Source organism: Enterobacter cloacae complex sp. 2021EL-01169 (assembly GCF_020733125.1).
GTDB lineage: Bacteria > Pseudomonadota > Gammaproteobacteria > Enterobacterales > Enterobacteriaceae > Enterobacter > Enterobacter roggenkampii.
In genome coordinates this window covers 1,281,624-1,308,455 of record NZ_JAJFTC010000001.1, presented here as the reverse complement: position 1 = coordinate 1,308,455, position 26,832 = coordinate 1,281,624, and the positions used below count along the sequence as shown (strand labels likewise).

Below are 26,832 nucleotides of genomic sequence, written 5' to 3'. Positions count from 1 at the left end.
GTTCTTATAATTTTACGGAGCAGTAAGATGAGCACTTTCAAAGGAGACTCGTATGCTTACCGTGAAAAAACTTGCTCTTTCCACGCTGATTTCCAGTTCACTTCTTTTCTACCCTGCGCTCCAGGCCTCTGCAGAAACGCCGCAGCACGTCGTTAAACAACCGGCGGGCGGTTACAGCGTGCAGGTCGGCGACGTGCTTGTCACCTCGTTTACCGACGGGACCGTCGCGCAGGATCTGCACAAGCTGCTGCGCCGGACAACGCCGCAAAACATTGATGCGCTGCTCGCAAAAAATTTCCAGACCAACCCGGCTGAGGTCTCCATCAACGCGTTTCTGATTGCGATACCCGGACATAAAATCCTGGTGGATACCGGCTCGGGCCAGCTCTTTGGTCCTGATACCGGCGGACGTCTGGTTGAGAGCCTCGCCACGCAGGGAATAAAACCCGAGGACATCACTGAAGTCCTGCTGACCCACGCCCACTCCGATCATGCGGGCGGCCTGGTGAAAGACGGCAAGGTAGTGTTCAGCAACGCGCGCGTTTTCGTTGGCAAACCGGACATCGACTTTTTCTTTAACGACGACAATCAAAAGAAAACCGGCTACGGCAAGAACTACTTCGACGTCGCGCAGAAGACCTTAAAACCCTACCTTGACGCGGGGAAAGTGGTGCCGTTTAGCGGCACATCGGAGATTCTTCCGGGGCTTACCGGCACGGTTCATCCCGGACACACGCCGGGTTCAGCCTTCTACACCCTGACAAGCAAAGGCGAGAAGATCACCTTTGTCGGCGACATCATTCACGCCGCGGCGGTCCAGTTCCCGCAGCCTGCGGTGACCATCACCTACGATGAAGATGAGAACAAAGCGGCAAGCGTACGCGAGCATGCGTTCGCTGACTTTGTGAAAAATAAGGACCTCATTGCCGCGCCCCATCTGCCTTTCCCGGGCATCGGCTATGTGACGAAAGGCGAGAAAGGCGGCTATGCCTGGGTCCCTGTGACCTATACCAACCGGGACGCCAGCAGCGCGAAATAAGATGACGCGGATATCTGACATGGACATAGACCTGCTCCTGACGCTGGATGCCCTGCTTCAGGACAGGAACATCACCCATGCGGCCGCGCGGCTGGGCATCAGCCAGCCCGCGCTCTCTGCCCGTCTCGCGCGTCTGCGCACGCTGTTTGGCGAACCGCTGTTCATTCCCTCCCCGCATGGGCGCGGGGTGTTACCCACGCCGCGCGCGGAAGCGCTCAGGCCGCAGGTGACAGGCGTGCTGCGCGGCATCAGCGCGATGTTTGCGCCCACCGCGTTTGACGCGCAAACCAGCAGCCGGACCTTTGTTATCGCGCTGCATGAAAACCCGGCGCTGATTCTCGGCACCGCGCTGCTTAACCAGGTGGGTACCGATGCTCCCGGTATTCGCCTGCGCTTCGCCCTGCCCGAGATGGCCGAACTGCCGCAGCAGCTGGAGAACGGCGATGTGGATCTCTACATCGGCGTGAGCGCGGGCGCCCATGACGGGTGGGTAAGGCGCAAACTCCTCGACGACGCGTTTGCCACCGCCCAGCGAAAAGGCCATCCGCGCGGAACGGGTGCGTTAGATCTGGAGATCTACTGCGCGCTTTCCCATCTGGTGGTGTCGTCGGCGGGCGATCCGTTTACCGGATTTGTCGACCAAACCCTCGCCGGGCTGGGCTATCAGCGACACGTTGCCATGTCCACCCAGAGCTACGCTATGGCGCCTGCGCTGGTTGCCGGTACCGACCTGGTGTGCACCCTGCCGGAACGGATGCTGAAGCAGTTCGCCAGCACGCTGGATCTCTTTGCACCACCGCTGCCGCTCCAGCCCATTACCATCAACATGTACTGGCACCCGAAAAACAGCCAGGATCCGGCGAACGCCTGGCTGCGCGAGCAGCTCCTGCGGGCAGCAGGACGTCAGGTGTGATCGAGCGTAACCAGAAACTTTTTTAGCACTTCTGAACGAATAATCCGGTGGCAAACCAGGGTGAGTTCGCTCTCCCGCAGCCGGTCAAGGATGTCCACGTAGACGACGTTCTCGACGCTCACCGCCTTTGCCGACGCGGGAAGCAGCGCCAGCCCAAACCCTGCCGAAACCAGGCTGATGACCGTGGGCACGTCGGTCGCGTTTTGCACCACGTCCGGCTGAAAGCCCGCCCCGCTGCAGGCGTCATAGAAGTACTGCTCCAGCCCCATTCCCTCCGGGTCGCGCAGGGAGATCCAATTTTCGTCTTTCACCGACGAAAGCGTCAGCGCGGCGGACCCGGCCAGCGGATGCTGACGATACAGCGCCAGCACCGTTTTCTCCGAGGCGAACGGGCGGCTTTGCAGATCGTCCGGCAGCGACGGCAGCGGCGCGCGGATGATGGCCACATCCAGCTGGTTGCTCTGCACGGCGGCGTAGAGCGTCTGCACGTTTCCCGTCATCAGCGACATGGTAATGGCGGGCCAGCGGCTGTGCATCTGGCGCAGCGCGGCGGGCAGCCTGCCGTCAAACATCGCGCTCGACACGCACCCGAGGTTTAACACACCCTGCTCGCCCCGTGCCGTTTGTCTGGCGTCCAGCACCGCCTGTTCGGTCAGCGAGATGGCAAGCCGGGCTTTCACGAGAAATGCTTCGCCCGCGGGCGTCAGGGTCAAGCGGCGGTTCGCCCGGCTGAAAAGCGTGACGCCTAAGCGTTCTTCCAGGGCCTTTATCTGCTGACTCAGCGCCGGCTGCGCCATGTTCAGACGCTCGGCGGCCCGGTGCATATGGAGCTCTTCGGCCACGACGATGAAGTGGCGCATCTGGCGAAACTGCACGAGACGACCTCCTGAATTGATATGAATTTACTTATCAATTTAACAGTAATGATGCAATTGATGCTATTGGTCATTGCCATAAAAATGGAGGTATTCAACCGAGGGAGGAAAATATGGAAAACCAGATTAACGATCTCCGCAGCGCCATCGCCTTACTGCAGCGCCACGAAGGGCAGTATATTGAAACCGATCGTCCGGTCGACCCCAACGCGGAGCTGGCGGGCGTCTACCGCCATATTGGCGCAGGCGGCACGGTCAAACGTCCGACCCGCACGGGCCCGGCGATGATGTTCAACAGCGTGAAGGGCTATCCGCACTCCCGCATCCTGGTGGGCATGCACGCCAGCCGCGAGCGCGCGGCGCTGCTGTTGGGCTGTGAGCCTTCGGAACTGGCAAAACACGTCGGCCAGGCGGTGAAAAAGCCGGTTGCGCCGGTTGTCGTTCCGGCCTCGCAGGCCCCCTGCCAGGAGCAGGTCTTTTACGCTGACGATCCTGACTTCGACCTGCGCAAGCTGCTTCCGGCCCCAACCAACACGCCGATTGATGCGGGTCCGTTCTTCTGTCTGGGGCTGGTGCTGGCAAGCGATCCGGAAGACAGCTCGCTGACGGATGTCACCATCCACCGCCTCTGCGTTCAGGAGCGCGACGAGCTTTCCATGTTCCTTGCCGCCGGGCGCCATATCGAAGTCTTCCGCAAAAAGGCGGAGGATGCCGGAAAACCGCTGCCGGTGACGATCAACATGGGTCTCGACCCCGCCATCTACATCGGCGCGTGCTTTGAGGCCCCCACCACGCCGTTTGGCTACAACGAGCTGGGCGTCGCCGGGGCGCTGCGCCAGCAGCCGGTTGAGCTGGTACAGGGCGTAGCGGTCAAAGAGAAAGCCATCGCGCGGGCGGAAATCATCATCGAAGGTGAACTGCTTCCGGGCGTGCGCGTGAGAGAGGATCAGCACACCAACACCGGCCACGCGATGCCGGAGTTCCCGGGCTACTGCGGCGAGGCGAATCCCTCCCTGCCGGTGATCAAAGTGAAAGCCGTGACCATGCGCAACCACGCGATCCTGCAGACGCTGGTGGGACCGGGGGAAGAACATACCACGCTGGCCGGACTGCCGACCGAGGCCAGCATCCGCAATGCCGTTGAGGAGGCTATTCCGGGCTTCCTGCAAAACGTCTATGCCCATACCGCGGGCGGCGGCAAGTTCCTCGGGATACTGCAGGTGAAAAAACGCCAGCCGTCAGACGAAGGACGTCAGGGCCAGGCGGCACTCATCGCCTTAGCCACCTATTCGGAGCTGAAGAACATTATTCTGGTCGACGAAGACGTGGATATTTTCGACAGCGACGACATCCTGTGGGCGATGACGACGCGCATGCAGGGCGATGTCAGCATCACCAATATTCCGGGGATCCGCGGCCACCAGCTGGATCCGTCCCAGTCGCCGGATTACAGCACCTCGATTCGCGGCAACGGCATTTCCTGCAAGACAATCTTCGACTGCACGGTGCCGTGGGCGCTGAAGGATCGCTTCGAGCGTGCGCCGTTTATGGAGGTTGACCCACGCCCGTGGGCGCCAGAGCTGTTTGCTGACAACACGAAATAGAAACAGCACGCGTATGGCCCGCAGGTCATACGCTGATTTTCTTTTCAAGCGTGGCAATATTTTCACCCGCCGCTCGCTCCACCGAGAAACGATCGACGCTCAGCAAAATGAGCATCAGCCCCCTGCCGCTCTCCAGCAGCGGTGAGATTTCACAAAAACGGTCTCGCCTGGCGGCCTCAAGCCGCGCCAGCGGGAACGCGTCGCCCGCGTCGGTAAAAACAATGCAGACGTCGCTGTCGCGGATATCGAAGCATACGCTGAATGCGCGCGTGGCATCCTCATGCAGCGCGTGCCGGATGATATTCGTCGCCACCTCACAGACGGCGAGATCGAGCGCGAAACGCCACTCATCATCTACGGGAAGCGCGCTCAGCCGCGCTTCCAGCCAGCCGGCCAGCGGCGTCAGGGAACCGAGCACCGCCGGAAATTCTGCCTGCACCGGCGTCTGCATCTACTGCCCCAGCTGCGCAAGCGCGCTGCTTTTGTCCGGATAGATGCGGAATATGCGGTCCATGCGGGTCAGGGTGAACATGTTCATGATCCCGGGGTTCAGGGAGCACAGCGCCATGTCGCCTTTCCCGTTCATCAGCTTAAACAACGACACCAGCATTCCCAGCCCGCTGCTGTCGATAAAATCCACTTTGCTGAAGTCGACAATCAAAGCCTTGCGATCGTCGCCAATTTCTTCCGTCACGGACGCTTTAAACGTCGCGGCAACGGAGGCATCCAGCCGCCGGACTGCGGGCGTGAGAATGTTGGCATGCGGTAGTCGTTCAGTGTTAATAATCATTCTGTTCTCCCTGACGCTCGATCACGAGCAGTGAAACGTCATCGGTTAAGGCGGTCGGTTCATCACGATTTGCGTTGCGCCAGCCGGTCAGGTGGTCACCGAACCGCGCCAGGAGCTGGTCAACCGGAAGTCGCGCATGGTCATGAAGCCAGCGTTCGAGACGCTGCGGGCCAAACTGCTCGCCGCTGACGTTCTCACACTCCGTAATACCGTCACTGAATAAGCATAAGCGATCCCCCGGATTGAGGGTAAACGCGACGTCCTCCCAGCTGAGGTCAGGCATCAGCCCGACCGGCGGGCCGCCGTTGCCCACGGACGTGACGGCGCTGTCTGCGTTCACAATGACGGGAGTAGGATGCCCGGCCTGACACAACACCCCTCGTCCGCTCTCGGGATCGATCACCCCGTAGATAATGGTGAAATAGCTGGTAATGTCGCTCTCTTCACTGCAAAAGCGGCTGTTCAGGATCCTGATCACCTCCGCAGGCGACTGAATGCCGCCCTGATCGGTAAACAAAAAACGGTCTACCACCCGGCCATGTAAGAACTGACGCGCCACCGAGAGGGACATCATCGCGGCCCCCACGCCGTGACCGGACACATCCACGCAATAGAACCCAATGTGAGAATCGAGTGGAAAAATATTGAACACATCGCCTGAGACCCACGCAGACGGCAAGAAAAGCCAGTCGGAAAAGTAGTTCCCAAAGCGTAAGCGGTGCGAAGGCAGCACGGAGTGCTGAACGCGCGCCGCGAGTTCAAGATCCTGTTCAATCTGGTGCAACGCTTCACTCAGGCGCTTGTTGTGCGCCGCGAGGGTCGCTTCCAGCGTTAAAATACGGACCCCGGCGTGCAGACGCGCCCGCAGTTCATCCTGCTCGACCGGCTTGCTTAAAAAATCATCGGCTCCGGCATCAAAGCCCTGCGTTAAATCCCCGGCATTTTCGCGTGCCGTGAGCAGAATGACATAGACGTAGTGGCCAAACTGACGGTTGCGGATGGTCTGACAGAGCGTGAGTCCGTCCATTTCCGGCATGTCCCAGTCGCTTATCACCATGCTGATCGGCTGGCTGGACAGTATTTCCAGCGCGGCGACGCCATTTTCCGCCTCGCTCACGATATACCCCCACTGGGTGAGCATTCGGGAGAGTAACCGACGATAAATCAGCGAATCTTCAACGATTAACACGTGCAGCGCCGACATACATCCCTCCTAAAGCGGTAAGAACCAGATGAGGCTCACGGTCCCTTCCCTGAATTTTGCATTCCCGTTGCCGTGCCCCGGATAGCGCGTTCCCGCATAGTTCGCGTACTGGATGGAGAACGAACCCGGCGTATAGCCGGCATAACCGAAGCTGTAGCTGTAATCGCCGTTCCAGGGCTGCTGCTGGCTGCTTTCCGGGAACCAGAATGCCGTCGCGCGAACGAAGAAATGTTGTTTGAAGGTGTAGCCGCAGCCGCCGAGCATGACGTTTTTATTTTTGCGGATGTCATCGCTGCTGAGGTCGTAGTAGCGCGGCACCCAGCTGTACCCGACCTGGCAAATGATGGAATCCCCTTTATTAATCAGGAGCGTGTTTTCGACCGGTTTCGGTAGCGAAAACTTGTAGGCCAGCGTGAAGGCGCCCTGTTCGAAATAGGTGTGTCGTCGGCTGCCCGATGTCCAGAAATGGTTATCGCCGTAGTTGCTGTAAACCAGACTGACGGTGTTGGCGTGCCAGTCATCGTAGCCGAAGCTGTAGCGAAAATCGGCGGTGTAGCGGCTGGTGTCTCTGACCGGCAGTCGGGACGTAATGTTGGCAAACCAGAAGCTGTAGGGGGAATACTGAAGGCTGAGATTCAGCGTCTGGTTAATCTTTTTCTTTTCCGTGGCGGTGTCTGAACTGTTAGGAATGCTCATCCACTGCTCTTTCAGTCCCGAGCTAAAGCTCAGCGCACCTGAGAATTTCTTGTCGTTACCCGAGAACAGGCGCCCCCAGCGGCTGGTAAAGACGCCAGCCTGAACAGGTTCACCGTTCTTATCGCGCAGGGATTCATTTTCACTGCTTTTCGCCGCCTCTGCGGCGGGGATCGCGGCGAGCAGCACGCCCGCCAGAAGCCATTTTTCGCGCATAACCGCCATCCTTAGTTAGGTATCCAGCGTGCGCCGACGTCGTATTTTGCCATCAGCCACAAAATACCCAGTGCCGCCGCATGCACTAACGTGTTCTCTATCCAGGCATGACGCCATAAGTCGAAGGTGATGAACTGGCTCACCAGCAGCACCACGTACACATGCAAAATAAAGGTATAAAGCGAGTGCTGGCCGAGCGGGATCAGGAACCATCCCAGCAGGCGATTGAGCGGCGTCCAGCAATACGTCAGCACCAGGTAGACGGTGACCATCAGGGCAATATCGTTTAACACCCTCACCGGGCCCAGCCCGTTCTTCGCCGCCCAGGTGTGATAAAACGAATTGAAGCTGTCAGGCGGGATGACGTGCATCAGCAGCGCGGGCGGCATAAACGGGTTGGTATGGTTCTGGGCGACAAATCCCAGCACCAGCGACACCATGACCAGCGCCACTACCACCCCTTTCCCCGGAGGCGTCCGGGCGAAAGAGAGCAGTTCGGCTTTATACCAGCCGCTGGCCATGCCCAGCACAAAGATGAACTGCCAGGCGAGCAGCGGGAAGGCAAATTCGAATTCCGACGGCGTCAGCCGAAGCGGCCAGCGCTGCCACAGGCTGTACACCAGCAGCGACAGCCCCAGCAGCCACCAGACTTTTCCTTTCTGCAGCATCCCCAAAAATAGCGGGCTGAGTAGCAGTAAAAAGATATACAGCCCCAGAATTTGCGTCTGATGAGGGCCAATCTGCAAATAGAGGATAATGTTGAACCAGGTCTCTTTAATTTGCGGCGTAACCGGATAAAGCGACCAGCTTTCACCCGAAAAACGGTCGGTAAAATGGGTGACCTCGAAAACGTTAATATGTGGAATATAGGCCAGAAGAATAAACGACACTATGATAATGATATTTACACGATATATTTTCCATGCCCTGAGATAAAGCCCCCAGGAAACCGTGAGCAAAACCACTTTTTGCAGACGCGCGCGGTTCAGCATGCCAAGCATAAACCCCGAGAGAATAACAAAACCTTCTGCACCGGTTGTTAACCCAAAACGCTCCCAGGAGAATATATTAAATACCGACATCACCTCCGTATGCGCCACGACCATCATGACGAGGGCAATGCCGCGCATAAAGTCGATTCTCAGGTCCCTGGCACCTGCAACGGCATACCGCCATGCTGTTGATTTAGCGTCATCTTCTTGCGCTACCGACGGCGCAACATGGCTCATAGGGTGTCCTTTGCCTGAAAACGAAAATTAAGGTCTAAATAAAGTAGATAGCCTAAAGGAATAGTAACCGCAATTTATCGACGGCCGATGAAACATCATTAAGCAGAATTTAAGCTGAATTAACCACCGCTAAATATTAATAAAAACGTGGCTGGACACTTTTATTCGGCGTTCTACACTTATCTTAAATCTTGTTTAATCGCTATTTTCTTTCGCTTTTGGGCAACTGTCTGCGCAGCAGAATGGGTCTGCATTTTCACGGAATCAGGAACGCCGGAACTATGGATTTTTATTTTTCCCGTTTTGAACATCGTCGTCCTCCGGAACCGTTAACAACACCGCGCTGGGTCATGTTCACCTGGCAGGTATTAGCGGTCGCGGCGCTTATTCTGGGTGCCAATTATATTTACTGGCGCTGGACCGCCTCCCTGAATACTGACGCATTATGGTATGCCATTCCGCTGGTCCTCGCCGAAACCCTGGCGTGGATTGGCACCGTGCTGTTTACCATCAATTTGTGGAAAGAACAGGATCCTCCTCAGAGTCCGCCGCCCGGCGAAATTAACGAATGCCTGTCGCCTGAGGAGGCCGTAGAGCCCCGTCCCGTCAAGGTGGATCTGTTCATTGCCACCTACTCGGAAGACACCGAGCTGGTCAGGCTGTCCATTCGCGATGCCCTGAAGATGACGTACCCGTTCCCGATTGACTACCGCATCCACGTGCTTGATGACGGCCGCCGCCCGGAGATGAAAGCCGTTTGCGAAGAGGAAGGCGTTAACTATATCACTCGCCAGACCAACATCGGCTTTAAGGCCGGCAACCTGCGCAACGGCCTTGAGCAAACCGACGGCGATTTTATTGTTATCTGCGACGCCGACACCCGGGTATTTCCCACCCTGCTCAGCCATACGCTGGGCTATTTTCGCGATCCGGACGTGGCCTGGGTACAGACGCCGCAGTGGTTCTTCGATCTTCCGGAAGGAGAAAACCTGTCGCGCTGGGGCCAGCGAAAAGCCGGAAAAGTGGGCTACGGTCTGGGCTGGCTGATTCAAAAGTGTGTTGGCCCGATCACGATTGGCCGCGACCCGTTTTTTAACGATCCGCGCATGTTCTATGACGTGATCCTGCGGCGGCGCAACTGGGCGAACGCGGCTTTCTGCTGCGGCGCAGCGTCCATTCACCGTCGAGAGGCGGTCATGCAGGCCGCGCTAAGAAGCTATGTCTGGTCCGTCGAAGAGGAGATCCATCGTCATACGCGCGACATTCGCGATGAGGAGACCCGGGACGCGCTGCAGAATGCAATGCGTCCGCACGTGGCGTTTGACACCGAGCTTACCCCCTACAAATTCCACGTTTCGGAAGATATTTACACCTCGGTGCTGCTGCACGGTGACGCCGCACGGCGCTGGCGCTCGGTTATGCATCCGCGGGTTGAGTCGAAGATGCTCTCTCCGCAGGATATGCTCACCTGGATGATCCAGCGCTTTAAGTACGCCGCCGGTTCGCTGGATATTTTGTTTCATGACAACATCTTCAGCCGTCGCCGCTTCAGGCTTTCACTCCCCCAGACGCTGATGTATGCCACCACCTTCTGGTCTTACATGGCCTGCGTGTGGAACACGGTGTTTTTGATTTCGCCCATTATCTATCTGTTCACCGGCATTCCGCCGGTGTCCGCCTGGTCGACGCCGTTCTATCTCCACTTTCTCCCTTTTTTTATCTTCTCTGAACTGGCGTTTATGTTCGGCACCTGGGGGATTTCGGCCTGGGACGGCAGGGCCTCTTACCTCTCCTTCTTTTCCATGAACCTGCGCGCGCTCAATACGGTGCTGCGGGGCGAACAGATCAAATTTCACGTCACGCCAAAAGAGCGGCAGACGGGCCGTTTTCTCTACCTGGTGAAGCCGCAGATTGCCATCGTGGTGCTGACCCTCGCGGGGCTTATCTGGGGCGGTATCCAGGTGGCGCGTGGACAGGTGGACGATCCCTCCGGCTACGTCATCAATATTTTCTGGGGAGGGGTGAACATCGCCGCCATGCTGCCGCTGATTTTCGCGGCCATGTGGACGCCCGCTGAAGAGGACGAGGTCACTCAATGAGGATACGTGATGCCCTGCTGCCCGCGCGCAGCTACCTCACCATTTTGCTCGGCTTCCTGATCGGCTTTGCCATTGTGGTCTGGGTGGAGAAACAGATGCCCACGCGCGTGGAAAGCAGCGGCGGCATCGCGCTCAGTAAAGATTTCCCGCCGCTGCCCACAACACGGGCGCTGACCTATGACGAAGCCATCTGGGCGCGGGTCGCCTGGCAATACTACGTCAATAATACCCAGCCAAACGGGCTGGCGAACGCCAGCGACGGTGAGCCCTGGCTGAGCCTCTGGAGCGTGGGAAGCTACCTCTTTGCGACCGCTGCCGCAGAGCAGCTCAATATCATTTCCGCCGATGAGTTTGACGAGAGGGTCAGCACCGCCGTGTTCACGCTGGGGCAACTGCCGCTCAATGACAAGGGTCTCCCCGCCGCCTATTACCATGCGGACACGCTCAAGATCCTGGGGAAACCTGACGCCTCCGCAATCGGTCTGAGCCGGCTGCTGACGGCATTACAGACCCTGCTGTGGCGCTATCCCCAGCACGCGGCGGCCATACGCGATTTGTTGAGCGTGTGGCGCACCGCGGCGCTGATTGAAAATAACACCCAAAGCCAGGCTGCGGTGCCGCTCCACCACTGGACGCTGGCCGACGATGAACAGCGGGACACTTTTGGCTACCGTCTCTATGCCAGCCATACGCTGCGCCTGATTGACAGCGCGGCAGGACTCGCGGTGACCAACCCGCCTGAAGGGCAAAAGATGATCGATCTGGATGGCGTAATGGTGCCCGATGAAGGGCTTCGCACGCCCTGGGGCAAGCAAACCTCGCTGATCAGTCTCCCCTATCTGTTAACCGGTCTTGAGCTGGGCTTTGATGCGCAGAGCGCTGAAATTGCGTGGCGGATTATGCAGATCCAGCAGCGGCGCCACGGCCTGCGCGCGCCAAAACCCCCCGTCAGCACGGATTATGCCGAGCCCGCGCCGGATTACGTTAACGATCTGCCGGACAGGCAGCCGGTACAGGCGCGCAACCTGCGCGACGAGGTGCCGGAGAAAGTGGCGATGACCTCCACCCGCACCGCGTTTGCCTGGTATGCCCTGTTCCGCAACAGCTGGAGCGAAGCGCTGCGCCAGCAGGTTCTGCCGCTTCAGGTGCCGGGTAAAGGCTGGCAGCGCGGGTTAAATCTCAACAACAGCGTCAATGCCGTCGTGGACGCCGATACCAATGCCATTGTGCTGGAAAGTCTGTCTTACATCGCGCATGGCCAGATGCTCTGTCTGGCCTGCCTCTACACATCCCCCTCAGCAGGAGCAACGCCATGAAGCCACGATCCCCGATCCTTTTCCACCTGCTCACGGGAATAACGATCTGCTGGCTGGCGCTATCGACCGTGCGTGCGGACACCGAGCTTCCTGCATCAGGTTACTCCCCGCGCAGCGGCGAGCTGACGGCCCGGGAGATGACCATCGCGAAAAACGCCTGGCAGTATTTCGTCACCAACTATCAGCCCACGACGGGCCTGGTGAATGCGGTCAACAAATATCCCTCCACCACCATGTGGGACAGCGCCTCCTATCTGGCCGCCCTGACGGCGGCGCGCGAGCTGGGGATCATTGATAAAGCGGAATTTGACCGCCGGATGCTGAAGTTTCTCGCCACGTTAAACACCCTGGTGCTGTTCCGCAACGAGCTGCCCAACAAGGCCTATAACACCATCAGCGGCCAGAAGGTGGACTACACCAACAAGCCCGGCGAAATTGGCTTCTCGGCGCTGGATATCGGGCGAATGCTGGTCTGGCTGAAAATCATCAAGGAGCGTTACCCGGAATACGGCAACAGCATTGATAACGTGGTGCTCGGCTGGGATTTCAGCCACGCGATCGACCCCTGCGGCACGCTGTACGGGGCCTATCTGGAGAACGGCCAGCCGAAGTACGTTCAGGAAGGTCGACTGGGCTATGAAGAGTACGGCGCGGCCGGTTTCCAGCTGTGGGGGTTCAATACCTGCAAAGCCAGCCGTCCGCAGCCTTACGAGTTGGCCGAGATCTACTGCGTGCTGGTCCCGTACGATACGCGCGACCCGCGCAACACGTCGCAGCATAACTACGTGGTGACGGAATCCTACCTGCTCTACGGGCTGGAGTTCGGCTTTGATAAACCGACCGACCGGGATAACGCCCCGCGCGACTACTCCCTGACGTGGATGAAAAACTTTGCCGACCGCGTTTATCAGGCTCAGGAGAACCGCTATACCATTACCGGCGTCCTGACCGCGCGCTCCGAGCACCAGCTCGATAAGGCCCCTTACTTCGTCTATGACACCGTCTTCAGCGACGGGTACAACTGGAACACCATTACCGATAAAGGCCAGTTCGTCCCTAACGCTGCCGCGATTTCGCTGAAGGCGGCGCTGGGCATGTGGGTGCTGTGGAACTCCCCCTATACTGACCGCCTGCTGAACACCATTGAGAATGCCAACGAAGAGGGAAAAGGCTACTACGAAGGGCTGTATGAAAACGGCGACGGCCCGATCAAAGAGTTCACCGCGAACAATAACGGCATCATGCTGGAGGCCCTGTTGTTCAAAAAAGAGGGAAAACTGCTGGCCTTCAATACCGACAACCCGAAGAGCAAGGATTTTGCCCCGTCTCTGTGGGATCGAAAGCTGCTCGATCAGTTTGAAGAGAACAACGCGCTGCGCAGCCGCCCGTTCCTTGCCAGCACCCCGGCCGTAAAAAGCTGGTGCGACCGGACCGGCGTCACGCAGCGTACAAAACCCGCCTGCCAGGCCTGTCAGTGCGCGTCATGCAGCGTGGACGAGCCCGTTAAACTGCCTCCGGTGACTGCGCAATGCTTAAAACCATAGCCAGAGGGCTTGCGGGATTACTCCTTGCAGGCGCGATCGTCTTTGCGCTGTTTGCCCATCAGGGCGCAGGCTGGCGCTGGCTCATCAGTGGCGGCTGGCACTCCAGCGCGCGTATTGCCGCCCTGACGCCGGAAGAGCAGACGTGGGCGGCGATCGCCTGGCGCTATTTCGTCAATAATACCCAGCCGCAAACCGGGCTGGTCAACGGCAGCGACAAACAGCCCCGCGTCACGCTCTGGCAAATGGGCGATACGCTTATCGCCCTGCTGGCGGCCAAAGAGCTGGGGCTGATTGAGGAGGCCGAGTATGACGCTCGCCTGACGCGGCTGATGGGCACCCTCAACCGCCTGATGCTGACCGAGGCCCGGACGCCGGGCCGACTCTATTCCAGCCAGACGGCGACGCCGATCGACTTTAGCGGCAAGCCCGTTAAAAATGGCTGGTCCGCGCGCGACATGGCGCGTCTGATGCTCGCCCTGCGCCTCACCGCAGAGCGGGAACCGCAGTACAGCGAATACCTGGATAAAATCATCCTGCGCTGGAATTTCTGTCCGGTTATCGATCGTGAAGGCGAACTGTGGTCATCTTCCCTGCAAAACGGCCAGCCGGTGGTACGCGAGGAGCTGCGCCTGGGCGAGAGCGAATATGCCGCAACGGCGTTTCAACTGTGGGGATTTTCCCCGGAGAAAGCGTTTACGCCCCCGGCGCACCACGTCATCATCGCCCAGCGGCGTCTGGCCGTCGATGCCCGGGATCCGCGCACCACGTGGCAGCCCTCTCTGATTACCACCCTTCCCTATATGCTGCCGGGCCTGGAGTTTGGCTGGGAGCCCGAAGGCGTTGCGGCCGATCGGCAAAAGCACCTGCGCAAGCAGGCCGAAAACGTTTGGCTGAGCCAAAAGACCCGCTGGGAGACCGATAAGATCCTGACGGCCAGGGCAGATTTCTCGCTCCCGCAGGCACCCTGGCATATCCAGGATACGGTCTGGGGAAATGGCTATGCCTGGAACTCTGTCGGTGACGATGGCCGGGACTACACCCGTTTCGCGCAGGTGTCGACCAAAGCGGTCTTTGCCCTGTGGGCCCTGTGGGACACCCCATACACCGACGTGCTGATGGCGGTGACAAAGCATCTTAACGATCCGCAAAAAGGCTGGTACGAAGGCCGCCAGGAAGCCACGGGCGATACTAACGCTGCGCTCACCCTTTCCACCAATGCCACGGTGCTGGAAGCCCTGTTCTTTAAACACAACGCGGGCCCCCTGTTTGACGCCCGCCGGGCTAAAAAAGAGAGCTACTTTACGCGCCGTGTGGCAGATGACTATACGCCCGTCGGGCACTGTCTACCGGGCGAAAATGCCGTAAGGAGGACGCCGTGAAATTTTACCGCGATCTGTTTGAATCCAGCCTGAACCGCGTCTTTCCGGATAATGATAAAACGGCGTTTTTTCAGACGTTCTATGACGCCTTCGTCCATATGTCACCCGAGACGGAGCAGCATTTTTCTCGCCTGCCGGATAGCGAGGGTCAGCAGACTCTGTTTAAGAGTTTCTTCGCCATGCTTGCGGTAGACGGCGCGTTAATCGTGCCTGATTTTCTCGAGCGCCTGGCACGGGAGCAAAGTGACGACGGTCTCCACCTCCCGCCGCGTTTTTTCGCCCTGTGGCGCGAAGCGATGTTGAACACCGTGAGCCTGCGCGATCCGCAGTGCGACGATGAGATCCTGACGGCCTGGGCCATGGCGATCGCGCCCGGGCTGGAATACCTGCGCCGACAGGCAGAACTGCACTACCGCGCGTAGGAGGATCACGATGAGCGCATTCACGTACGATCTTAACGCGCTGCCGGCCGCCGTCATGATTTATGACGCCGAGGAACGCCTGCAGGCCTGGAATCACAACGTGGCCCTTTTTTATCCGGTCATCACCCCGTGGCTGAAGGTGGGCACAACGCTGGCGTCGCTGGCGGAACGCTTTATCGACGCCGTTTACAACGTCGACCCTGGCCTTCGCCAGACGCTGCGCGAGTCGATCGTGCGCAACTGTCGGCAGGATAAACACTGCGAAGTGCGGCAGGCAGGCCAGCGGCGGATCTTCGTCCAGCACCAGCGCCTTGCGGACGGCGGCATTGTCAGCCTGCACAGCGATGTCACGGAGCTGGATGAAGCACAGCGGGCGCGTCATCTGCTGCATGACGATTTTCTGCTGACGGCGGAATCCATCCATATCGGGATCTGGGACTGGCAGGTGTCTGGCGACACGCTCCAGGTCAACGATACCCTGCTGGCCATGCTGGGCCAGTCGCGTACCCAGTGGCGATATCCGGTGCGTTTTCTGCTCAATCAGGTCCACGAGAACGATCGCGCTGCGCTGCGCAAGGCGCTGCACGCGTCGAAGCAGGATCATCGTCCGGTCTTTGAATGTGAAATTCGCGTGCATCACCCTACCGAAGGTCTGCGCTGGATGCTGCTCTCCGGCCAGGTGGTCACGCTCTCCATTGAGGGAAACGCCGAGCGCGTGATTGGCACGCTGCAGGATATTACGCGCCGCAAGGAGGCTGAAATTCAGGCGTTCGCCTCGGCCATTGAGGCACAAAAAGCCAATGAGGCAAAAAGCGCGTTCCTGGCGAATATGAGCCATGAAATTCGCACCCCCATGAACGGCATTATTGGCATGACCCAGCTGTGCCTCGATACGTCTCTCAGTGCCGATCAGCGCGATTACCTGACGCTGGTGATGAGTTCTGCCCAGTCTTTGCTGCATATCATCAACGACATTCTCGACTTTTCCCGTATCGAAGCCGGCAAAGTGGAGCTGGAGGCGGAGCCCGTCCCGGTCCGCCCCTTCATTCAGTCGCTCATTCGCCCCCACATGCCGGGGGCGAGCGAAAAAGGCATTGAGCTGCTGGTCGATATTGCGCCCGACGTTCCCGACGTGCTGCTGGTCGACGGCGCGCGGCTGCGCCAGATCCTGACCAATCTGCTGGGTAACGCGCTGAAATTTACCCATCAGGGGGAAATTATCCTGATTGTTGAGCCCGCGGATAGCGCGGATCGATGGCGTTTCCGGGTGTGCGACAGCGGCATTGGCATACCGGCAGATAAGCAGAAAGCCATTTTTGAAGCCTTCAGCCAGGCGGATAACTCAACCACCCGACGCTATGGCGGTACGGGGCTCGGGCTAACCATCTCTGCGCGACTGGTCGCGGCGATGGGCGGCGAATTAACGGTCTCCAGCGAGCCGGGGAAAGGCAGCGAATTTTCCTTCGTGCTACCGCTTGCGGCCCAGGCGCCCGGCCCGGAGGAACGCCGGCATAGCCATCGCTTTAACGGGGAACCCGTGCTGGTGGTTGATGATAACGCGACCAACCTGCGGCTATTGGCCGCCATGCTTAGCCAGATGGGGCTGAAACCCACCTGCGTTAATAACGCCAGCGAGGCCATCAACCGGGTTAAAACCGGAACGGCATGGCCCCTGATCCTGCTGGACGCGCAGATGCCGGATATGGACGGCGTGTCGCTGGCTCTCGAACTTTCGGTGCTGCCGCAGGTTGCTGAGAGCCGCATCATCATGCTGAGCTCCATGAGCCGACATTTTGATATCAATATGCTAAAGCGGATCGGTATCCAGAACTACCTGCATAAACCTATCGCCCAGAATGAATTGCATCAGGCGATTGCCGCGGCGTTTGAACGTGCACCAAAGACGGTGAGTGAAAGCGCGCCCGCGCCCACCTTCGCGCCGGACACGGCCGGGCTCAGGATCCTGCTTGCGGAAGATAATCTGGTCAACCAGAAGGTCGCCGCGCGCCTGCTTGAGCGGCTCGGGCACACCTGTCAGATCGTCGATAATGGCGTCGCACTGCTGGAACGCTGGCGGGCGGGCGTGTGGGACGTTTTGCTGATCGATCTTCAGATGCCAGAGATGGACGGTGAAACCGCCATTCGCCTGCTGCGTGAAGAAGAACGCGCCCGGCCCGGACCGGCGCAGCCCACCGTCGCCATGACGGCACACGCCATGCAGGGGGATAAAGAGCGCTGTCTTCAGATGGGGTTCGACGGCTACATTGCCAAACCCATCAGCCAGGAGCGTCTCGCTGAGGAGATTGCTCGCGTGCTCCCGCGCCACGATGACCCTTCCGCCTTCCCGGATGAAGCACGCCTGCTGAAGCAGTGCGCTGACGACCCTGCTCTGGTCCAGGAGCTGCTGGCCCTGTTTGGCGAAGGGCTGGAGGAGGCCATAAAGGCCATCACCCTGGCTATCGACAGCGACGATCGTGAAGCGCTGCGCCGCGCCGCCCACAAGCTGCGAGGAGAAGCCGTCACGCTGGATTTCGGGCGACTCGCCCGTCAGCTGCAGGCGCTCGAGAGCGAGGCGCACACGCTGGAGGGGCAACAGCTTGCGGCGCTAAACCAGCAGCTTCAAAAGGAATCGCTGCGCCTGATGGCGTGGCTCAACGCGCGCGGGGTAAACGCATGATCGCTCGCAACTGCGCGCTGCTCGTTGCCCTGTTGACCACCCATACGGTGGCGAACGCTGCGCCGGTCAGCTGGTCTCTGGCCGGAGAATGGCAGGTTCAGGATGCCAATGACACCGCACATCCTGCCGCATCAGGCTGGCGCCCGCTTCAGGTCCCCGCCAACTGGTACAGCGCCGGGTACGATCACCAGGGCGCGCTGTGGTACAAGCACGCGTTTTCCCTGCCCGTGCAGCCGCCCGACGTAATGAGCACCCTGGTGTTTGACGGCGTCGATTACCTGGCCGAGGTCACCCTGAACGGCCAGCCGCTGGGCCAGCATGAGGGCTATTTTCAGCGCTTTTCGCTGGATGCCAGTCAAGCGTTACAACGTCACAACCAGCTCGTGGTCAGGGTGGACAGCCCTTACGAAGATCCCACTAAGGTCTGGCCGCTGCATAAAACGGTCATGAAGGGGATCCTTAACCAGCATGACACCCGTCCCGGCGGGGCCTGGTCGGCGCAAGGACAGGACGCCAACTCGGGCGGCATCTGGGCACCGGTGAGGCTGCATCTTAGCCGGGGCGCCACCCTTGATGAGACCATCCTGCGACCAGACTGGTCACAGGGTCTGATGCACCCCGCGCTGAAAGCAGATATTCGCTATCGCGCGCTCGGTCAGGGCCCGGCGACCGTGCGGCTCACCGCCACGCCCGCCAACTTCAGCGGCAGGCGCTATCAGGCTGACTTTCCGGTTACCCTCGAAAGCGGCGCCCATTCCGTGCAGGTGACGCTGCCCATGCCGAAGGCAAAACTGTGGTGGCCCGTCGGCACGGGGAAACCCCACCTGTATACCATTCGCGTGGCATTGCGGGATGAGAACGGCCTGATGGACACGGCGGTCACCCGAACAGGGCTGCGCAAGATCGTCGAACAGCCCGACAATAAGGGCTGGCTCATTAACGACAGACGCCTTTTTATTAAAGGCAGTAATTACATCGGTTCCCCCTGGCTCAGCACCATGACGCGAGAAAAATACCGTCGCGATCTTCGTCTGGTGGAGGCCATGAACGCCAACGCCATACGCGTGCACGGACACGTTGCCGGACGTGCGCTGTATGACGTGGCCGATGAGATGGGCATGATGATCTGGCAGGATGTTCCGCTGCAGTGGGGCTACAACAACAGTGCGGCTTTCACGGAAAATGCGGTTCGACAGACGCGGGAGATGATCGAACAGTTTGGCAATTCCCCCGCCATCATCGTCTGGGGCGGGCATAACGAACCGCCGTGGAATTCGCCGTGGATGGAAAAACGCTTCCCGGACTGGAATAAAGATCTGAATCGCGCGCTCACGCAGCAGGTAGCGGATACGCTTGCCGAAGATACTTCGCGCATCGTGCATCGCTTTTCCGCCGTCGAGGAGCATTACTGGGCGGGCTGGTACTTCGGCACCGTACGCGACCTGCTGGCGCCAGCCAAAACGGGGATCATTACCGAGTTCGGCGCGCAGGCGCTTCCCCGCTTATCGACGCTAAAAACCATCATCCCGGCGGCGTCGCTCTGGCCAAAAACGACCGCCGCTGACGATCCCGGCTGGACCGTCTGGAAATACCATAATTTTCAGCCCTTCCAGACCTTTAAGTTTGCCGGTATTTCGCGTGGGGACAACATTCAGGCGATGATCCGCAATACTCAGGCGTACCAGTCGCAGCTGGTGGCCACGGCGGCAGAGAGCTACCGTCGACAGCGCTACCAGCCGGTGACGGCCCTGTTCCACTTCATGTTTGTGGAAACCTGGCCCTCCATCAACTGGGGCGTGGTGGACTACCTGCGTAAGCCTAAAGCCGGGTTTTACGCCTTAAAACGCGCCTACCAGCCTGTTTTGCCGTCCATTGAACCCGTCACGGCGCAGTGGCAATCCGGGGCGGCGGCGACCGTGCGTCTGTGGGCCATCAACGACACCTGGAAACCGTGCCGCGAATGCCGTCTGAGCTGGCGCATCACCCAGCGCGATAAGGTGCTGGCAAAAGGCACGACGACGATGACGATCGCTGCAGACTCGGGAACGATGATAAAAGCGGTCACGGCCACGCCCGTGGGCCAGGACGACGTGTCGATTCGGTTTACGATTAAAAACAGCGCGGGAAAAATTGTCGGCGAAAATCAGCGCACGGAGTCCGTTATAAGATGAGCGAGGGGAAAAGGAAAATTGCCGCTTCCCCTGCTTTCTTGTACCCTTTCAGCGTTTACCCCAATCCCCTAAAAATCGAGACTTCCGGACGCCTATGACTGCACATATTTCCAAAGATCCTTTGCATGGCGTAACGCTGGAGATGATGGTCAACGCCCTGGTGGCGAAATATGGCTGGAGCGAGTTGGGCGACCGCATCAAAATTAACTGTTTCAGAAAAGACCCCAGCGTTAAATCGAGCCTGAAATTTCTGCGCCGCACCCCGTGGGCGCGCGCGGAGGTTGAAGCCCTGTATCTGGACTCTCTCAGCGATGAGGGAAATACAGAGCAGGCGGCGCCCGCCTTTAATCCCTGGGCCAACAGCAGGATTATCAAGAGCTAATACGCAAATGACGCGACACGTAAAACGGATTGGTGCGCTGGCTGCCTGCGCACTTTTACTTGTAAGCTGCTCCTCAACACCACCCAAATCGCTGGTTACCCCTCTTCCCACCGTCAGCAAACCGACGCCGCAGGCAAACGCCCCGATGCGCGGGATCTGGCTGGCGACCGTCTCGCGTCTTGACTGGCCGCCGGTGGCCTCGGTGAATGGCCGCAGCGCGGACCAGCGCATCGCGATGCAAAAGCAGGCGCTGATCGCAAAGCTCGACAACCTTAAGCAGCTCGGCATCAACACGGTATTTTTCCAGGTGAAGCCGGACAGCACGGCGCTCTGGTCATCCAAAATTTTACCATGGTCAGATATGCTGACCGGCAACATCGGTGAGTATCCGGGATACGATCCGCTGCAGTTTATGCTCGATGAAGCGCACAAGCGCGGCCTGAAGGTCCATGCCTGGTTTAACCCCTATCGCGTGTCGACCAACACCAAACCGTCCACCATCGCCGCCCTGAACCGGACGTCATACCAGACGCCGTCCAGCGTTTATGTCCAGCACCCGGAATGGGTCCGCATCTCGGGTGACCGCTTTGTGCTCGACCCGGGCATTCCGGAGGTGCGCGACTGGATAACCAAAGTGGTGACCGAAGTGGTGGCGAACTACCCGGTAGACGGCGTGCAGTTTGATGATTACTTCTATGCCGAATCGCCGGGATCCGCGCTCAATGACGCGCAGAGCTGGCGGCAGTACGGCCAGGGGTTTGCCTCAAAAGCCGACTGGCGAAGACACAATACGCAGCAGCTGATTGTCCAGGTCTCCCGCGCGATCAAGCAGACAAAACCCAACGTGGAGTTTGGCGTCAGCCCGGCGGGCGTGTGGCGCAACCGCTCCTTTGACCCGGCAGGCTCCGACACCCGCGGTGCCGCGGCCTATGATGAATCCTACGCCGATACGCGTCAGTGGGTGCAGCAGGGCCTGCTGGACTACATCGCGCCGCAGATTTACTGGCCCTTCTCCCGGGATGCCGCACGCTACGACGTGCTGACCAGATGGTGGGCCGACGTGGTGAAGCCGACCCACACTCGCCTGTATATCGGTATTGCGTTCTACAAGGTTGGCGAGCCGTCGAAAAAAGAGCCGGACTGGACGGTTCAGGGCGGCGTGCCGGAGCTGAAAAAGCAGCTCGATCTCAACGATTCGCTGCCCAACGTCAACGGCACCATCCTGTTCCGGGAAGATTACCTGAACCAGCCGCAGACCCAGCAGGCGGTAAACTATCTCCGTGGACGCTGGGGTAGCTAAGTCACGAGCAGGCAGAAACGCCCGTTTCTGCCGGTTTTTTACGGCTTCGGCCCGAACATCGCCTCGAGCTGCTGCGCATCCGGCATCCCCACCACCTGCTGCAGCTCGTTTTCCGCATTCAGATAGTAAATTGCGGGCGTGGCGTTAGCGCCCAGGCTGTCCATCAGCGCCTGATTTTTCTGTAGGATCGCAACCGTTTCGCGGGAAGCCTCGCCTTCAGGCTTGGGCAGTTTTTTGCCGCCGGAAAGCTCGTATTCGCGCCAGGCCGAAACCGGATCTTTCGCATTCAGTATGGCGGCGGCGTTGCGCCCGCTGTTGGGGTTGAGGAACGCCACCAGCAGCGTATTGAGCTGCACCTTACCGGCCTTGACCCAAGGCTGCGCCTCGGACCAGAACTGCTTGCAGTACGGACAGAACGGATCGGCAAAGACAAAGACCTTGCGCGGGGCGCTATCCGCCCCTTCCTTCAGGGGATGCGCCGCGTTGAGGTTCTTCCACATCTCGCGTCCCATCGGGGCGTAGATCTCTTTCTGGAAGTAGCCCTCGCTGAGGTTCTTCCCTTTGTCATCATAAAGATAACCTGAGATCACGTGCTTGCCGTCCGGCGTGAGAAAGAGCGTCACGCCCATATCCTGATACTGCCCCAGCCAGGCTGGCGCCCCGCCCGGCGCATCCAGCTTCTTGATGATGTTGATCTGCTGCTGCTCGCTGAACTGCTTCACCACATCCGGTATGGCTTCAGCCGCCTGTACCAGCCCTGACGTCGCCAGCGCCGAAAGTAACAGTAATTTTTTCATTTCCCTCTCCGGTTTATCGGGGGCATTACGCCCCCTTCAGGTTAGCGGTTTTTCAGTGCTTCACTGACCATTTCGTCGAATTGTTCGAACGGCACCCAGCCGGGAAGCAGCCCCTCGCCGATAAGCGTGGCGGGCGTGCCCTGGATCCCCATTTTTTCCGCCACAATGAGGCTGCGCCTGATCGTCAGAAAACTCTCCTCGTCCGGCGTCGTCACGCTCACGCCCGCCCGCTTTTGCGCCTCCTGAATGCTGGCGTCATCGTGGTACCCCTTTTTCGCCATCAGGGTGTGGTTCAGCTTCATAAACTGCTCAGGATGCGCACGCCAGACGGTTAACGCGTCTCGTGCGGCGGTCAGCGAACTTTCCGAGCGGAAAGGTAAAAACTTAAAGACCACCGCCACGTCCGGATGTTTTTCGACAATCTTCTCCAGGTACGGATCGAATTTTTTACAGTACGGGCAGTTGTAGTCGGTAAACACCACCAGGGTGAGCTTTGGGTTTTTCGCGCCGATGCGCGGGGAGTTTGGATCGTTAAACAGGAAATCAGCGATCGTCTTCTGCGCGCGCTGCTCCTGGTCCGGCGTCAGCGGCTGCGCGGCGAATACCTGAAGCGGGGCCAGCAGGAGCAGAAGCGTAATAAGGAATTTTTTCATGACACAGTTAGCCTTTTGCGTTGTTCAGGGTGGTGACCAGGGTGCGCTTGTCCAGCAGCGGCGAGAGGATCTCGCCATCAGGCAGGCCGGGGCCATACACCGCGTTAAACGGAATGGCGTAGCGGTTTCGCTTCGCCAGAAAATCCGCGATAAACGCGGACGGCTGGCTCCAGTCCCCGCGCAGGGCCACCACGTCCGGCTGGCGCAGCGCGGCAATCACGTCCGGCTGACTGAGTACGCGGTGCTCGTTAACTTTGCACGTCACGCACCAGTCCGCGGAGATATCCACAAACACCCGTTTCCCCTGCGCCAGCGCGTTCTCGATAGCCTCTTCACTGAGCGGCTGCCACGGGATAGTCTGCGCAACGCTTTGTGCCGGAGCGTCAGGCGGCGCGTTAAGCAGACCGCGCACCTGATACCCGCCGAACGCCGACAGCGCGATGACCACCACCCAGAACAGCGGCGAAGATTTTTGCCCCTTTAGCGCAAACAGCACCAGCGCGACGGCAGTCAGCCCCAGCATCACGATCTGGCTGACCGCCTCGCCCAGATGCACGCTCAACAGCGTCGCCAGCCAGAGGCTGGAGGCCAGCATCATCAGGCCAAGGATGACCCTGAGCGTGTTCATCCAGCGGCCGGGTTTCGGCAGCAGCATGGCCGCTTTCGGCACCAGGGCAACGAACAGCCACGGCAGGCTCATGCCCACGCCGAGCATCAGGAAGATCAGCCACAGGGCGTGCAGCGGCGCGCCAAGGGCAAAGGCGACCGCCGTACCGAGGAACGGCGCGGAGCACGGCGTTGCCAGCAGCGTGGCGAACATCCCTTCGCAGAAGCTGCCGCCAATCCCCGATCCCCCTGCCGTCGCCAGCCGTCCTGCGGCGGCAGAAGGGAGCAGCATCTCAAACGCCCCAAACAGGTTCAGCGCAAACAGGAAGGTCACGGCAACCATCAGGCCGATAAACCACGGGTTCTGGAACTGAATGCCCCACCCCAGCGACGCTCCGGCCAGCTTCAGCGCGGTGACCATCCCGGCCAGCAGCATAAAGGAGGAGAGGATCCCGGCGCTGGTGGCGAGGAAGCGCAGCCGGATGGCGCGCCTGTCCGATCCCGCCTGCAGGATGCTGTTAAGCTTCATGCCCATTACCGGCAGCACGCAGGGCATCAGGTTGAGGATCAGCCCGCCTAATAACGCAAAGAGCACCATTTTTCCCGTCCCGTCCGGCACGGAGGTCTCTTCGGGCGTTGCCCCAACGATCATGGTGGTTTGCTGCGCCCGATCGCCGTTGGTCAGCACAAACGACAGCCTTTTGCCTGCCAGCGAAGCGGGTTTATCGCCCCATTCGTCGGTCACGGGCACCGCCACCCGAAGCGCAGTGCCGTCGTGTTTAATGACCGGCTCGCCGGGCAGAATATCGCCCTCCAGCGGGTCAAAGTAGATCCCCGGATTATCCCATTTTCCGTCCGTCGTCCCCGTCACAACCAGGTTACCGTCAGAAAGCCAGGCGGAAAGATCCGACGACACACCTGATGAGTCCGGCACGGCGCGCATCGCTTGCTCGAAGGCGCTGCGGAAATCCTGATCCACCGGCTGGGTAAAATCGAGATGCAGCGGGTAGTCCGTCAGCAGGCAGACGTTGCTGCACGTGGAGAGCGTGAGCGTCCCGTCGAGCGTGTCGCCCTTCACCCCGTCGAGAACGATCGGGATAGTGACCTTATCGTGATAGCCCTGCGTCGTCATGCCGGAGATATCGAAACGCGACGGTACCGGCCAGGACCAGCTGTCCGTTACGCCGTCCGGCCAGCTGATTTTCGGGGCCACGCCGCCCTCGCCCGGCGATCGCCAGTAGGTTTTCCAGCCGGGCTTTAGCTCAACGGTGAGCAGGCCTTTAACGTGCGTTTGTTCCCTCTCCGCCTGAAAGCGGATGCGGGCGTGATCGTTTTGTGGGGAGACCAGCCAGCCGGTGTCCGCCGCATGGACAATGCCGATGCAGGACAGCCACAGGAAGACGAATCCCCTGAAGAGGTTAACCATGTTGTACTCCGTGAACAGTGAAAAATTATCGTGCGGTGACGATGTTTTTCATTCACGGAAAACGCAGTTTTTCAGGTGTATTCGGGGAGGCGGTGCCTGAACGGGCTGTTCCGCCGGAGCCAGTGCCCGCCCTTGCGTAAACAGCTGCAGCAGCGCGAAGAAGATAATAATGGCCGGCAGCGCACCGTCGAAGAACAGCGGCTGGGCGCAGAGAAGCGAGTGCGCGCCTAGCTGACAGGGCGATGGCCCGGACTGCTCGGTGCTGGTTTGCGTTGGGGCATCTGCACTCAGCGAAATCTGCGGATCCAGTCCCTGTAAAAAATGGTTGAGCATCACCGCACGCTGCACGAGGCAAAGCGCCATCGCGAGACAGGTGATAATCAAAAGCCATTTTCCGAGGAGCTGACGGTTGCGCATAACATTCCAGAGTGACAAGACGCCCCGATCATAAACGATAGTGATGAATCTACAAGTGCCGGAAGTGTAAGGTTTTGTCTGTCGCCGCTATTCGCCCGTCAGCGCGTCATAGACGTCCCGCAGCCGCGTACGCAGAAACAGCACCGCCTTGTGCTTGCGGGATAACAGCGCCTGTTCGCTGGCGCCGGTCTCGTCTGCCAGCATTTTAATGCTGTAGCCGTGGAGCTCGGTCTTTTCAAATACCTCCCGCTGCGGCGGCGGGAGTTCTGACAGCGCCTGGCCCAGCTCTTCCCACAGCAGCGTCTTGAGGTACTCCTCCTCCGGCGTGTGCGGTACGCCGAACAGGGTTTCGGCCAGCTCGTCTTCCGGAAAACCCTCGTCGTCATCGCCCGTAAAATAGCCGGAGAGCGACACCTCGCGCTTCTTACGCGCCCGGTCGGTCATCTCGTTACGCGCCGCGCGGAACAGCCAGGCGGCAACGTTTTCGACCGGCTGCTCCACTTTCATCAGCTGATACGTCACTTCCTGCAAAATGTCGTCGGCATCATCGCGCACGGACGTCCGTCCGCGAATGAAGGCTTTCAGCCGGGCGCGACAGGCGTTTAGCGCCGACATCAGCATGGATCCGCCCGCCTCCCCGGCTTTCATCTCGCTCACTCCGCGTCCGGCGCTTTTGGCGTAGCGTCATCGCGCTTATCGTCACGATGGTCGTGCCAGCCGCAGTGACCGCGTCCGTGGCGACCAAACCCTTCGCGACGCTGCTGAATAAACGCCTCACGCTGTTCGGGCGTCATGTTCATCCAGCGCTCGTGCATGCGGCGGTGCGCGCCAAACATCCCGGGGCGGAAACCTAAGCCGCCAAACAGAATGCGGCTCAGCACCAGAATGCCCAGCGCCTGCCAGAATCCAATGGCCTTCACGCCCAGGATGGTCGGGAGCAAGGCGTTCCACAGGGACATCACCAGCAGGCCGAGCACGATGAAAATCACCGCGCCGATGACTAATCCCTTGCCCATACGGTGGCGACCGAATCCGCGCCCGTGACCTCTGCCGTGCATTTCAAAATCTCTCATGGTGTTT

General features: G+C 59.4%; 24 protein-coding genes. 12 read left to right on the top strand and 12 right to left on the bottom strand.

All coding sequences use genetic code 11. The features are described from left to right. Positions 1 to 52: 52 nt before the first annotated feature. Together LLF79_RS06200 and LLF79_RS06195 are read left to right on the top strand one after the other, a co-directional pair. Positions 53 to 1,039, top strand: a complete 987-nt coding sequence (locus LLF79_RS06200; protein ID WP_008501663.1) for an MBL fold metallo-hydrolase — start codon at positions 53 to 55, stop codon at positions 1,037 to 1,039. Position 1,040: 1 nt separating this feature from the next. After that, the gene (locus LLF79_RS06195; RefSeq protein ID WP_227879250.1) at positions 1,041 to 1,952 is read left to right on the top strand and encodes a LysR family transcriptional regulator; all 912 of its coding nucleotides are present in this window, start codon (positions 1,041 to 1,043) and stop codon (positions 1,950 to 1,952) included. On the opposite strand, the gene LLF79_RS06190 is transcribed toward LLF79_RS06195, so the two are convergent. Continuing rightward, positions 1,943 to 2,827, bottom strand: a complete 885-nt coding sequence (locus LLF79_RS06190) for a LysR substrate-binding domain-containing protein (protein WP_044596458.1) — start codon at positions 2,825 to 2,827, stop codon at positions 1,943 to 1,945. The two genes, LLF79_RS06195 and LLF79_RS06190, sit on opposite strands and share 10 nt — an antisense overlap. A gap of 113 nt (positions 2,828 to 2,940) precedes the next feature. Between LLF79_RS06190 and LLF79_RS06185 the strand changes: the two genes are divergently transcribed. Further along, on the top strand, positions 2,941 to 4,431 hold the full coding sequence (locus LLF79_RS06185; protein WP_008501666.1) for a UbiD family decarboxylase: 1,491 nt from the start codon (positions 2,941 to 2,943) through the stop codon (positions 4,429 to 4,431). 25 nt (positions 4,432 to 4,456) lie between these two features. Here LLF79_RS06185 and LLF79_RS06180 read toward each other — a convergent pair whose 3' ends face one another. Genes LLF79_RS06180 through opgC form a run of 5 tightly spaced genes read right to left on the bottom strand, consistent with a single transcriptional unit; the run spans position 4,457 to position 8,563 of the window. Continuing rightward, complete coding sequence (locus LLF79_RS06180) at positions 4,457 to 4,882, bottom strand: ATP-binding protein (protein WP_070532108.1); 426 nt, start codon at positions 4,880 to 4,882, stop codon at positions 4,457 to 4,459. Then, positions 4,883 to 5,221 (bottom strand): STAS domain-containing protein, encoded by a 339-nt coding sequence (locus LLF79_RS06175; protein WP_023292380.1) that lies wholly within the window; start codon positions 5,219 to 5,221, stop codon positions 4,883 to 4,885. Beyond that, entirely contained in the window at positions 5,211 to 6,425 is a 1,215-nt protein-coding gene (locus LLF79_RS06170; protein WP_227879249.1) for a PP2C family protein-serine/threonine phosphatase, read from the bottom strand. Before LLF79_RS06170 ends, LLF79_RS06175 begins: the two co-directional genes overlap by 11 nt. A 9-nt stretch (positions 6,426 to 6,434) precedes the next feature. Beyond that, positions 6,435 to 7,334: a hypothetical protein gene (locus LLF79_RS06165; RefSeq protein ID WP_227879248.1), complete on the bottom strand. Its 900-nt coding sequence runs from the start codon at positions 7,332 to 7,334 to the stop codon at positions 6,435 to 6,437. A gap of 11 nt (positions 7,335 to 7,345) precedes the next feature. Beyond that, complete coding sequence (gene opgC, locus LLF79_RS06160) at positions 7,346 to 8,563, bottom strand: OpgC domain-containing protein (RefSeq protein ID WP_023327506.1); 1,218 nt, start codon at positions 8,561 to 8,563, stop codon at positions 7,346 to 7,348. 281 nt (positions 8,564 to 8,844) lie between these two features. On the opposite strand from opgC, the gene LLF79_RS06155 reads away from it, so the two are divergent. The 9 genes from LLF79_RS06155 to LLF79_RS06115 all read left to right on the top strand — a co-directional run bounded on the left by LLF79_RS06155 (position 8,845) and on the right by LLF79_RS06115 (position 21,853). Beyond that, a complete protein-coding gene (locus LLF79_RS06155; RefSeq protein WP_023344169.1) occupies positions 8,845 to 10,662 on the top strand; it encodes a glycosyltransferase in 1,818 nt (605 codons plus the stop codon). Further along, positions 10,659 to 11,978, top strand: a complete 1,320-nt coding sequence (locus LLF79_RS06150; protein ID WP_023292377.1) for a DUF3131 domain-containing protein — start codon at positions 10,659 to 10,661, stop codon at positions 11,976 to 11,978. The genes LLF79_RS06155 and LLF79_RS06150 overlap by 4 nt, the downstream gene beginning before the upstream one ends. Beyond that, complete coding sequence (locus LLF79_RS06145) at positions 11,975 to 13,522, top strand: DUF3131 domain-containing protein (RefSeq protein ID WP_008501674.1); 1,548 nt, start codon at positions 11,975 to 11,977, stop codon at positions 13,520 to 13,522. The genes LLF79_RS06150 and LLF79_RS06145 overlap by 4 nt, the downstream gene beginning before the upstream one ends. Then, positions 13,507 to 14,901 carry a DUF3131 domain-containing protein gene (locus LLF79_RS06140; protein WP_163341928.1) on the top strand — a complete coding sequence of 465 codons (1,395 nt, stop codon included), beginning with the start codon at positions 13,507 to 13,509 and terminating at the stop codon, positions 14,899 to 14,901. Before LLF79_RS06145 ends, LLF79_RS06140 begins: the two co-directional genes overlap by 16 nt. Further along, on the top strand, positions 14,898 to 15,323 hold the full coding sequence (locus tag LLF79_RS06135) for a globin (protein ID WP_008501676.1): 426 nt from the start codon (positions 14,898 to 14,900) through the stop codon (positions 15,321 to 15,323). Before LLF79_RS06140 ends, LLF79_RS06135 begins: the two co-directional genes overlap by 4 nt. A gap of 10 nt (positions 15,324 to 15,333) precedes the next feature. After that, on the top strand, positions 15,334 to 18,000 hold the full coding sequence (locus LLF79_RS06130; protein WP_227879247.1) for a response regulator: 2,667 nt from the start codon (positions 15,334 to 15,336) through the stop codon (positions 17,998 to 18,000). Further along, complete coding sequence (locus tag LLF79_RS06125; protein ID WP_094942678.1) at positions 17,997 to 20,171, top strand: glycoside hydrolase family 2 TIM barrel-domain containing protein; 2,175 nt, start codon at positions 17,997 to 17,999, stop codon at positions 20,169 to 20,171. The genes LLF79_RS06130 and LLF79_RS06125 overlap by 4 nt, the downstream gene beginning before the upstream one ends. 94 nt (positions 20,172 to 20,265) lie before the next feature. Continuing rightward, the gene (locus tag LLF79_RS06120; RefSeq protein WP_023292372.1) at positions 20,266 to 20,553 is read left to right on the top strand and encodes a VF530 family DNA-binding protein; all 288 of its coding nucleotides are present in this window, start codon (positions 20,266 to 20,268) and stop codon (positions 20,551 to 20,553) included. 7 nt (positions 20,554 to 20,560) lie between these two features. Continuing rightward, on the top strand, positions 20,561 to 21,853 hold the full coding sequence (locus tag LLF79_RS06115; protein ID WP_055321371.1) for a glycoside hydrolase family 10 protein: 1,293 nt from the start codon (positions 20,561 to 20,563) through the stop codon (positions 21,851 to 21,853). 38 nt (positions 21,854 to 21,891) lie between these two features. On the opposite strand, the gene dsbG is transcribed toward LLF79_RS06115, so the two are convergent. The 6 genes from dsbG to LLF79_RS06085 form a co-directional block, all read right to left on the bottom strand. Next, positions 21,892 to 22,650, bottom strand: coding sequence for a thiol:disulfide interchange protein DsbG (gene dsbG / locus LLF79_RS06110; RefSeq protein WP_023292371.1), 759 nt, complete (start codon positions 22,648 to 22,650; stop codon positions 21,892 to 21,894). Positions 22,651 to 22,691: 41 nt separating this feature from the next. Beyond that, positions 22,692 to 23,303 carry a DsbA family protein gene (locus LLF79_RS06105; RefSeq protein ID WP_023292370.1) on the bottom strand — a complete coding sequence of 204 codons (612 nt, stop codon included), beginning with the start codon at positions 23,301 to 23,303 and terminating at the stop codon, positions 22,692 to 22,694. A 7-nt stretch (positions 23,304 to 23,310) separates the two neighbouring features. Further along, positions 23,311 to 25,335, bottom strand: a complete 2,025-nt coding sequence (locus tag LLF79_RS06100; RefSeq protein ID WP_219999112.1) for a protein-disulfide reductase DsbD — start codon at positions 25,333 to 25,335, stop codon at positions 23,311 to 23,313. A gap of 48 nt (positions 25,336 to 25,383) precedes the next feature. Continuing rightward, positions 25,384 to 25,752: a hypothetical protein gene (locus LLF79_RS06095; protein ID WP_039266435.1), complete on the bottom strand. Its 369-nt coding sequence runs from the start codon at positions 25,750 to 25,752 to the stop codon at positions 25,384 to 25,386. Positions 25,753 to 25,839: 87 nt separating this feature from the next. Further along, positions 25,840 to 26,400, bottom strand: coding sequence for an RNA polymerase sigma factor (locus LLF79_RS06090; protein WP_039266436.1), 561 nt, complete (start codon positions 26,398 to 26,400; stop codon positions 25,840 to 25,842). Between the two features lie 5 nt (positions 26,401 to 26,405). Beyond that, complete coding sequence (locus tag LLF79_RS06085) at positions 26,406 to 26,825, bottom strand: hypothetical protein (RefSeq protein WP_227879246.1); 420 nt, start codon at positions 26,823 to 26,825, stop codon at positions 26,406 to 26,408. Between the last annotated feature and the right edge of the window lie 7 nt (positions 26,826 to 26,832).

Bases quoted from the DNA above. Each gene is read 5' to 3' on its own strand.
- LLF79_RS06200 (WP_008501663.1), top strand. From the start codon at position 53: ATGCTTACCGTGAAAAAACTTGCTCTTTCCACGCTGATTTCCAGTTCA.
- LLF79_RS06195 (WP_227879250.1), top strand. From the start codon at position 1,041: ATGACGCGGATATCTGACATGGACATAGACCTGCTCCTGACGCTGGAT.
- LLF79_RS06185 (WP_008501666.1), top strand. From the start codon at position 2,941: ATGGAAAACCAGATTAACGATCTCCGCAGCGCCATCGCCTTACTGCAG.
- LLF79_RS06180 (WP_070532108.1), bottom strand. From the start codon at position 4,882: ATGCAGACGCCGGTGCAGGCAGAATTTCCGGCGGTGCTCGGTTCCCTG.
- LLF79_RS06175 (WP_023292380.1), bottom strand. From the start codon at position 5,221: ATGATTATTAACACTGAACGACTACCGCATGCCAACATTCTCACGCCC.
- LLF79_RS06170 (WP_227879249.1), bottom strand. From the start codon at position 6,425: ATGTCGGCGCTGCACGTGTTAATCGTTGAAGATTCGCTGATTTATCGT.
- LLF79_RS06165 (WP_227879248.1), bottom strand. From the start codon at position 7,334: ATGCGCGAAAAATGGCTTCTGGCGGGCGTGCTGCTCGCCGCGATCCCC.
- opgC (WP_023327506.1), bottom strand. From the start codon at position 8,563: ATGAGCCATGTTGCGCCGTCGGTAGCGCAAGAAGATGACGCTAAATCA.
- LLF79_RS06155 (WP_023344169.1), top strand. From the start codon at position 8,845: ATGGATTTTTATTTTTCCCGTTTTGAACATCGTCGTCCTCCGGAACCG.
- LLF79_RS06150 (WP_023292377.1), top strand. From the start codon at position 10,659: ATGAGGATACGTGATGCCCTGCTGCCCGCGCGCAGCTACCTCACCATT.
- LLF79_RS06145 (WP_008501674.1), top strand. From the start codon at position 11,975: ATGAAGCCACGATCCCCGATCCTTTTCCACCTGCTCACGGGAATAACG.
- LLF79_RS06140 (WP_163341928.1), top strand. From the start codon at position 13,507: ATGCTTAAAACCATAGCCAGAGGGCTTGCGGGATTACTCCTTGCAGGC.
- LLF79_RS06130 (WP_227879247.1), top strand. From the start codon at position 15,334: ATGAGCGCATTCACGTACGATCTTAACGCGCTGCCGGCCGCCGTCATG.
- LLF79_RS06125 (WP_094942678.1), top strand. From the start codon at position 17,997: ATGATCGCTCGCAACTGCGCGCTGCTCGTTGCCCTGTTGACCACCCAT.
- LLF79_RS06120 (WP_023292372.1), top strand. From the start codon at position 20,266: ATGACTGCACATATTTCCAAAGATCCTTTGCATGGCGTAACGCTGGAG.
- LLF79_RS06115 (WP_055321371.1), top strand. From the start codon at position 20,561: ATGACGCGACACGTAAAACGGATTGGTGCGCTGGCTGCCTGCGCACTT.
- dsbG (WP_023292371.1), bottom strand. From the start codon at position 22,650: ATGAAAAAATTACTGTTACTTTCGGCGCTGGCGACGTCAGGGCTGGTA.
- LLF79_RS06105 (WP_023292370.1), bottom strand. From the start codon at position 23,303: ATGAAAAAATTCCTTATTACGCTTCTGCTCCTGCTGGCCCCGCTTCAG.
- LLF79_RS06100 (WP_219999112.1), bottom strand. From the start codon at position 25,335: ATGGTTAACCTCTTCAGGGGATTCGTCTTCCTGTGGCTGTCCTGCATC.
- LLF79_RS06095 (WP_039266435.1), bottom strand. From the start codon at position 25,752: ATGCGCAACCGTCAGCTCCTCGGAAAATGGCTTTTGATTATCACCTGT.
- LLF79_RS06090 (WP_039266436.1), bottom strand. From the start codon at position 26,400: ATGAAAGCCGGGGAGGCGGGCGGATCCATGCTGATGTCGGCGCTAAAC.
- LLF79_RS06085 (WP_227879246.1), bottom strand. From the start codon at position 26,825: ATGAGAGATTTTGAAATGCACGGCAGAGGTCACGGGCGCGGATTCGGT.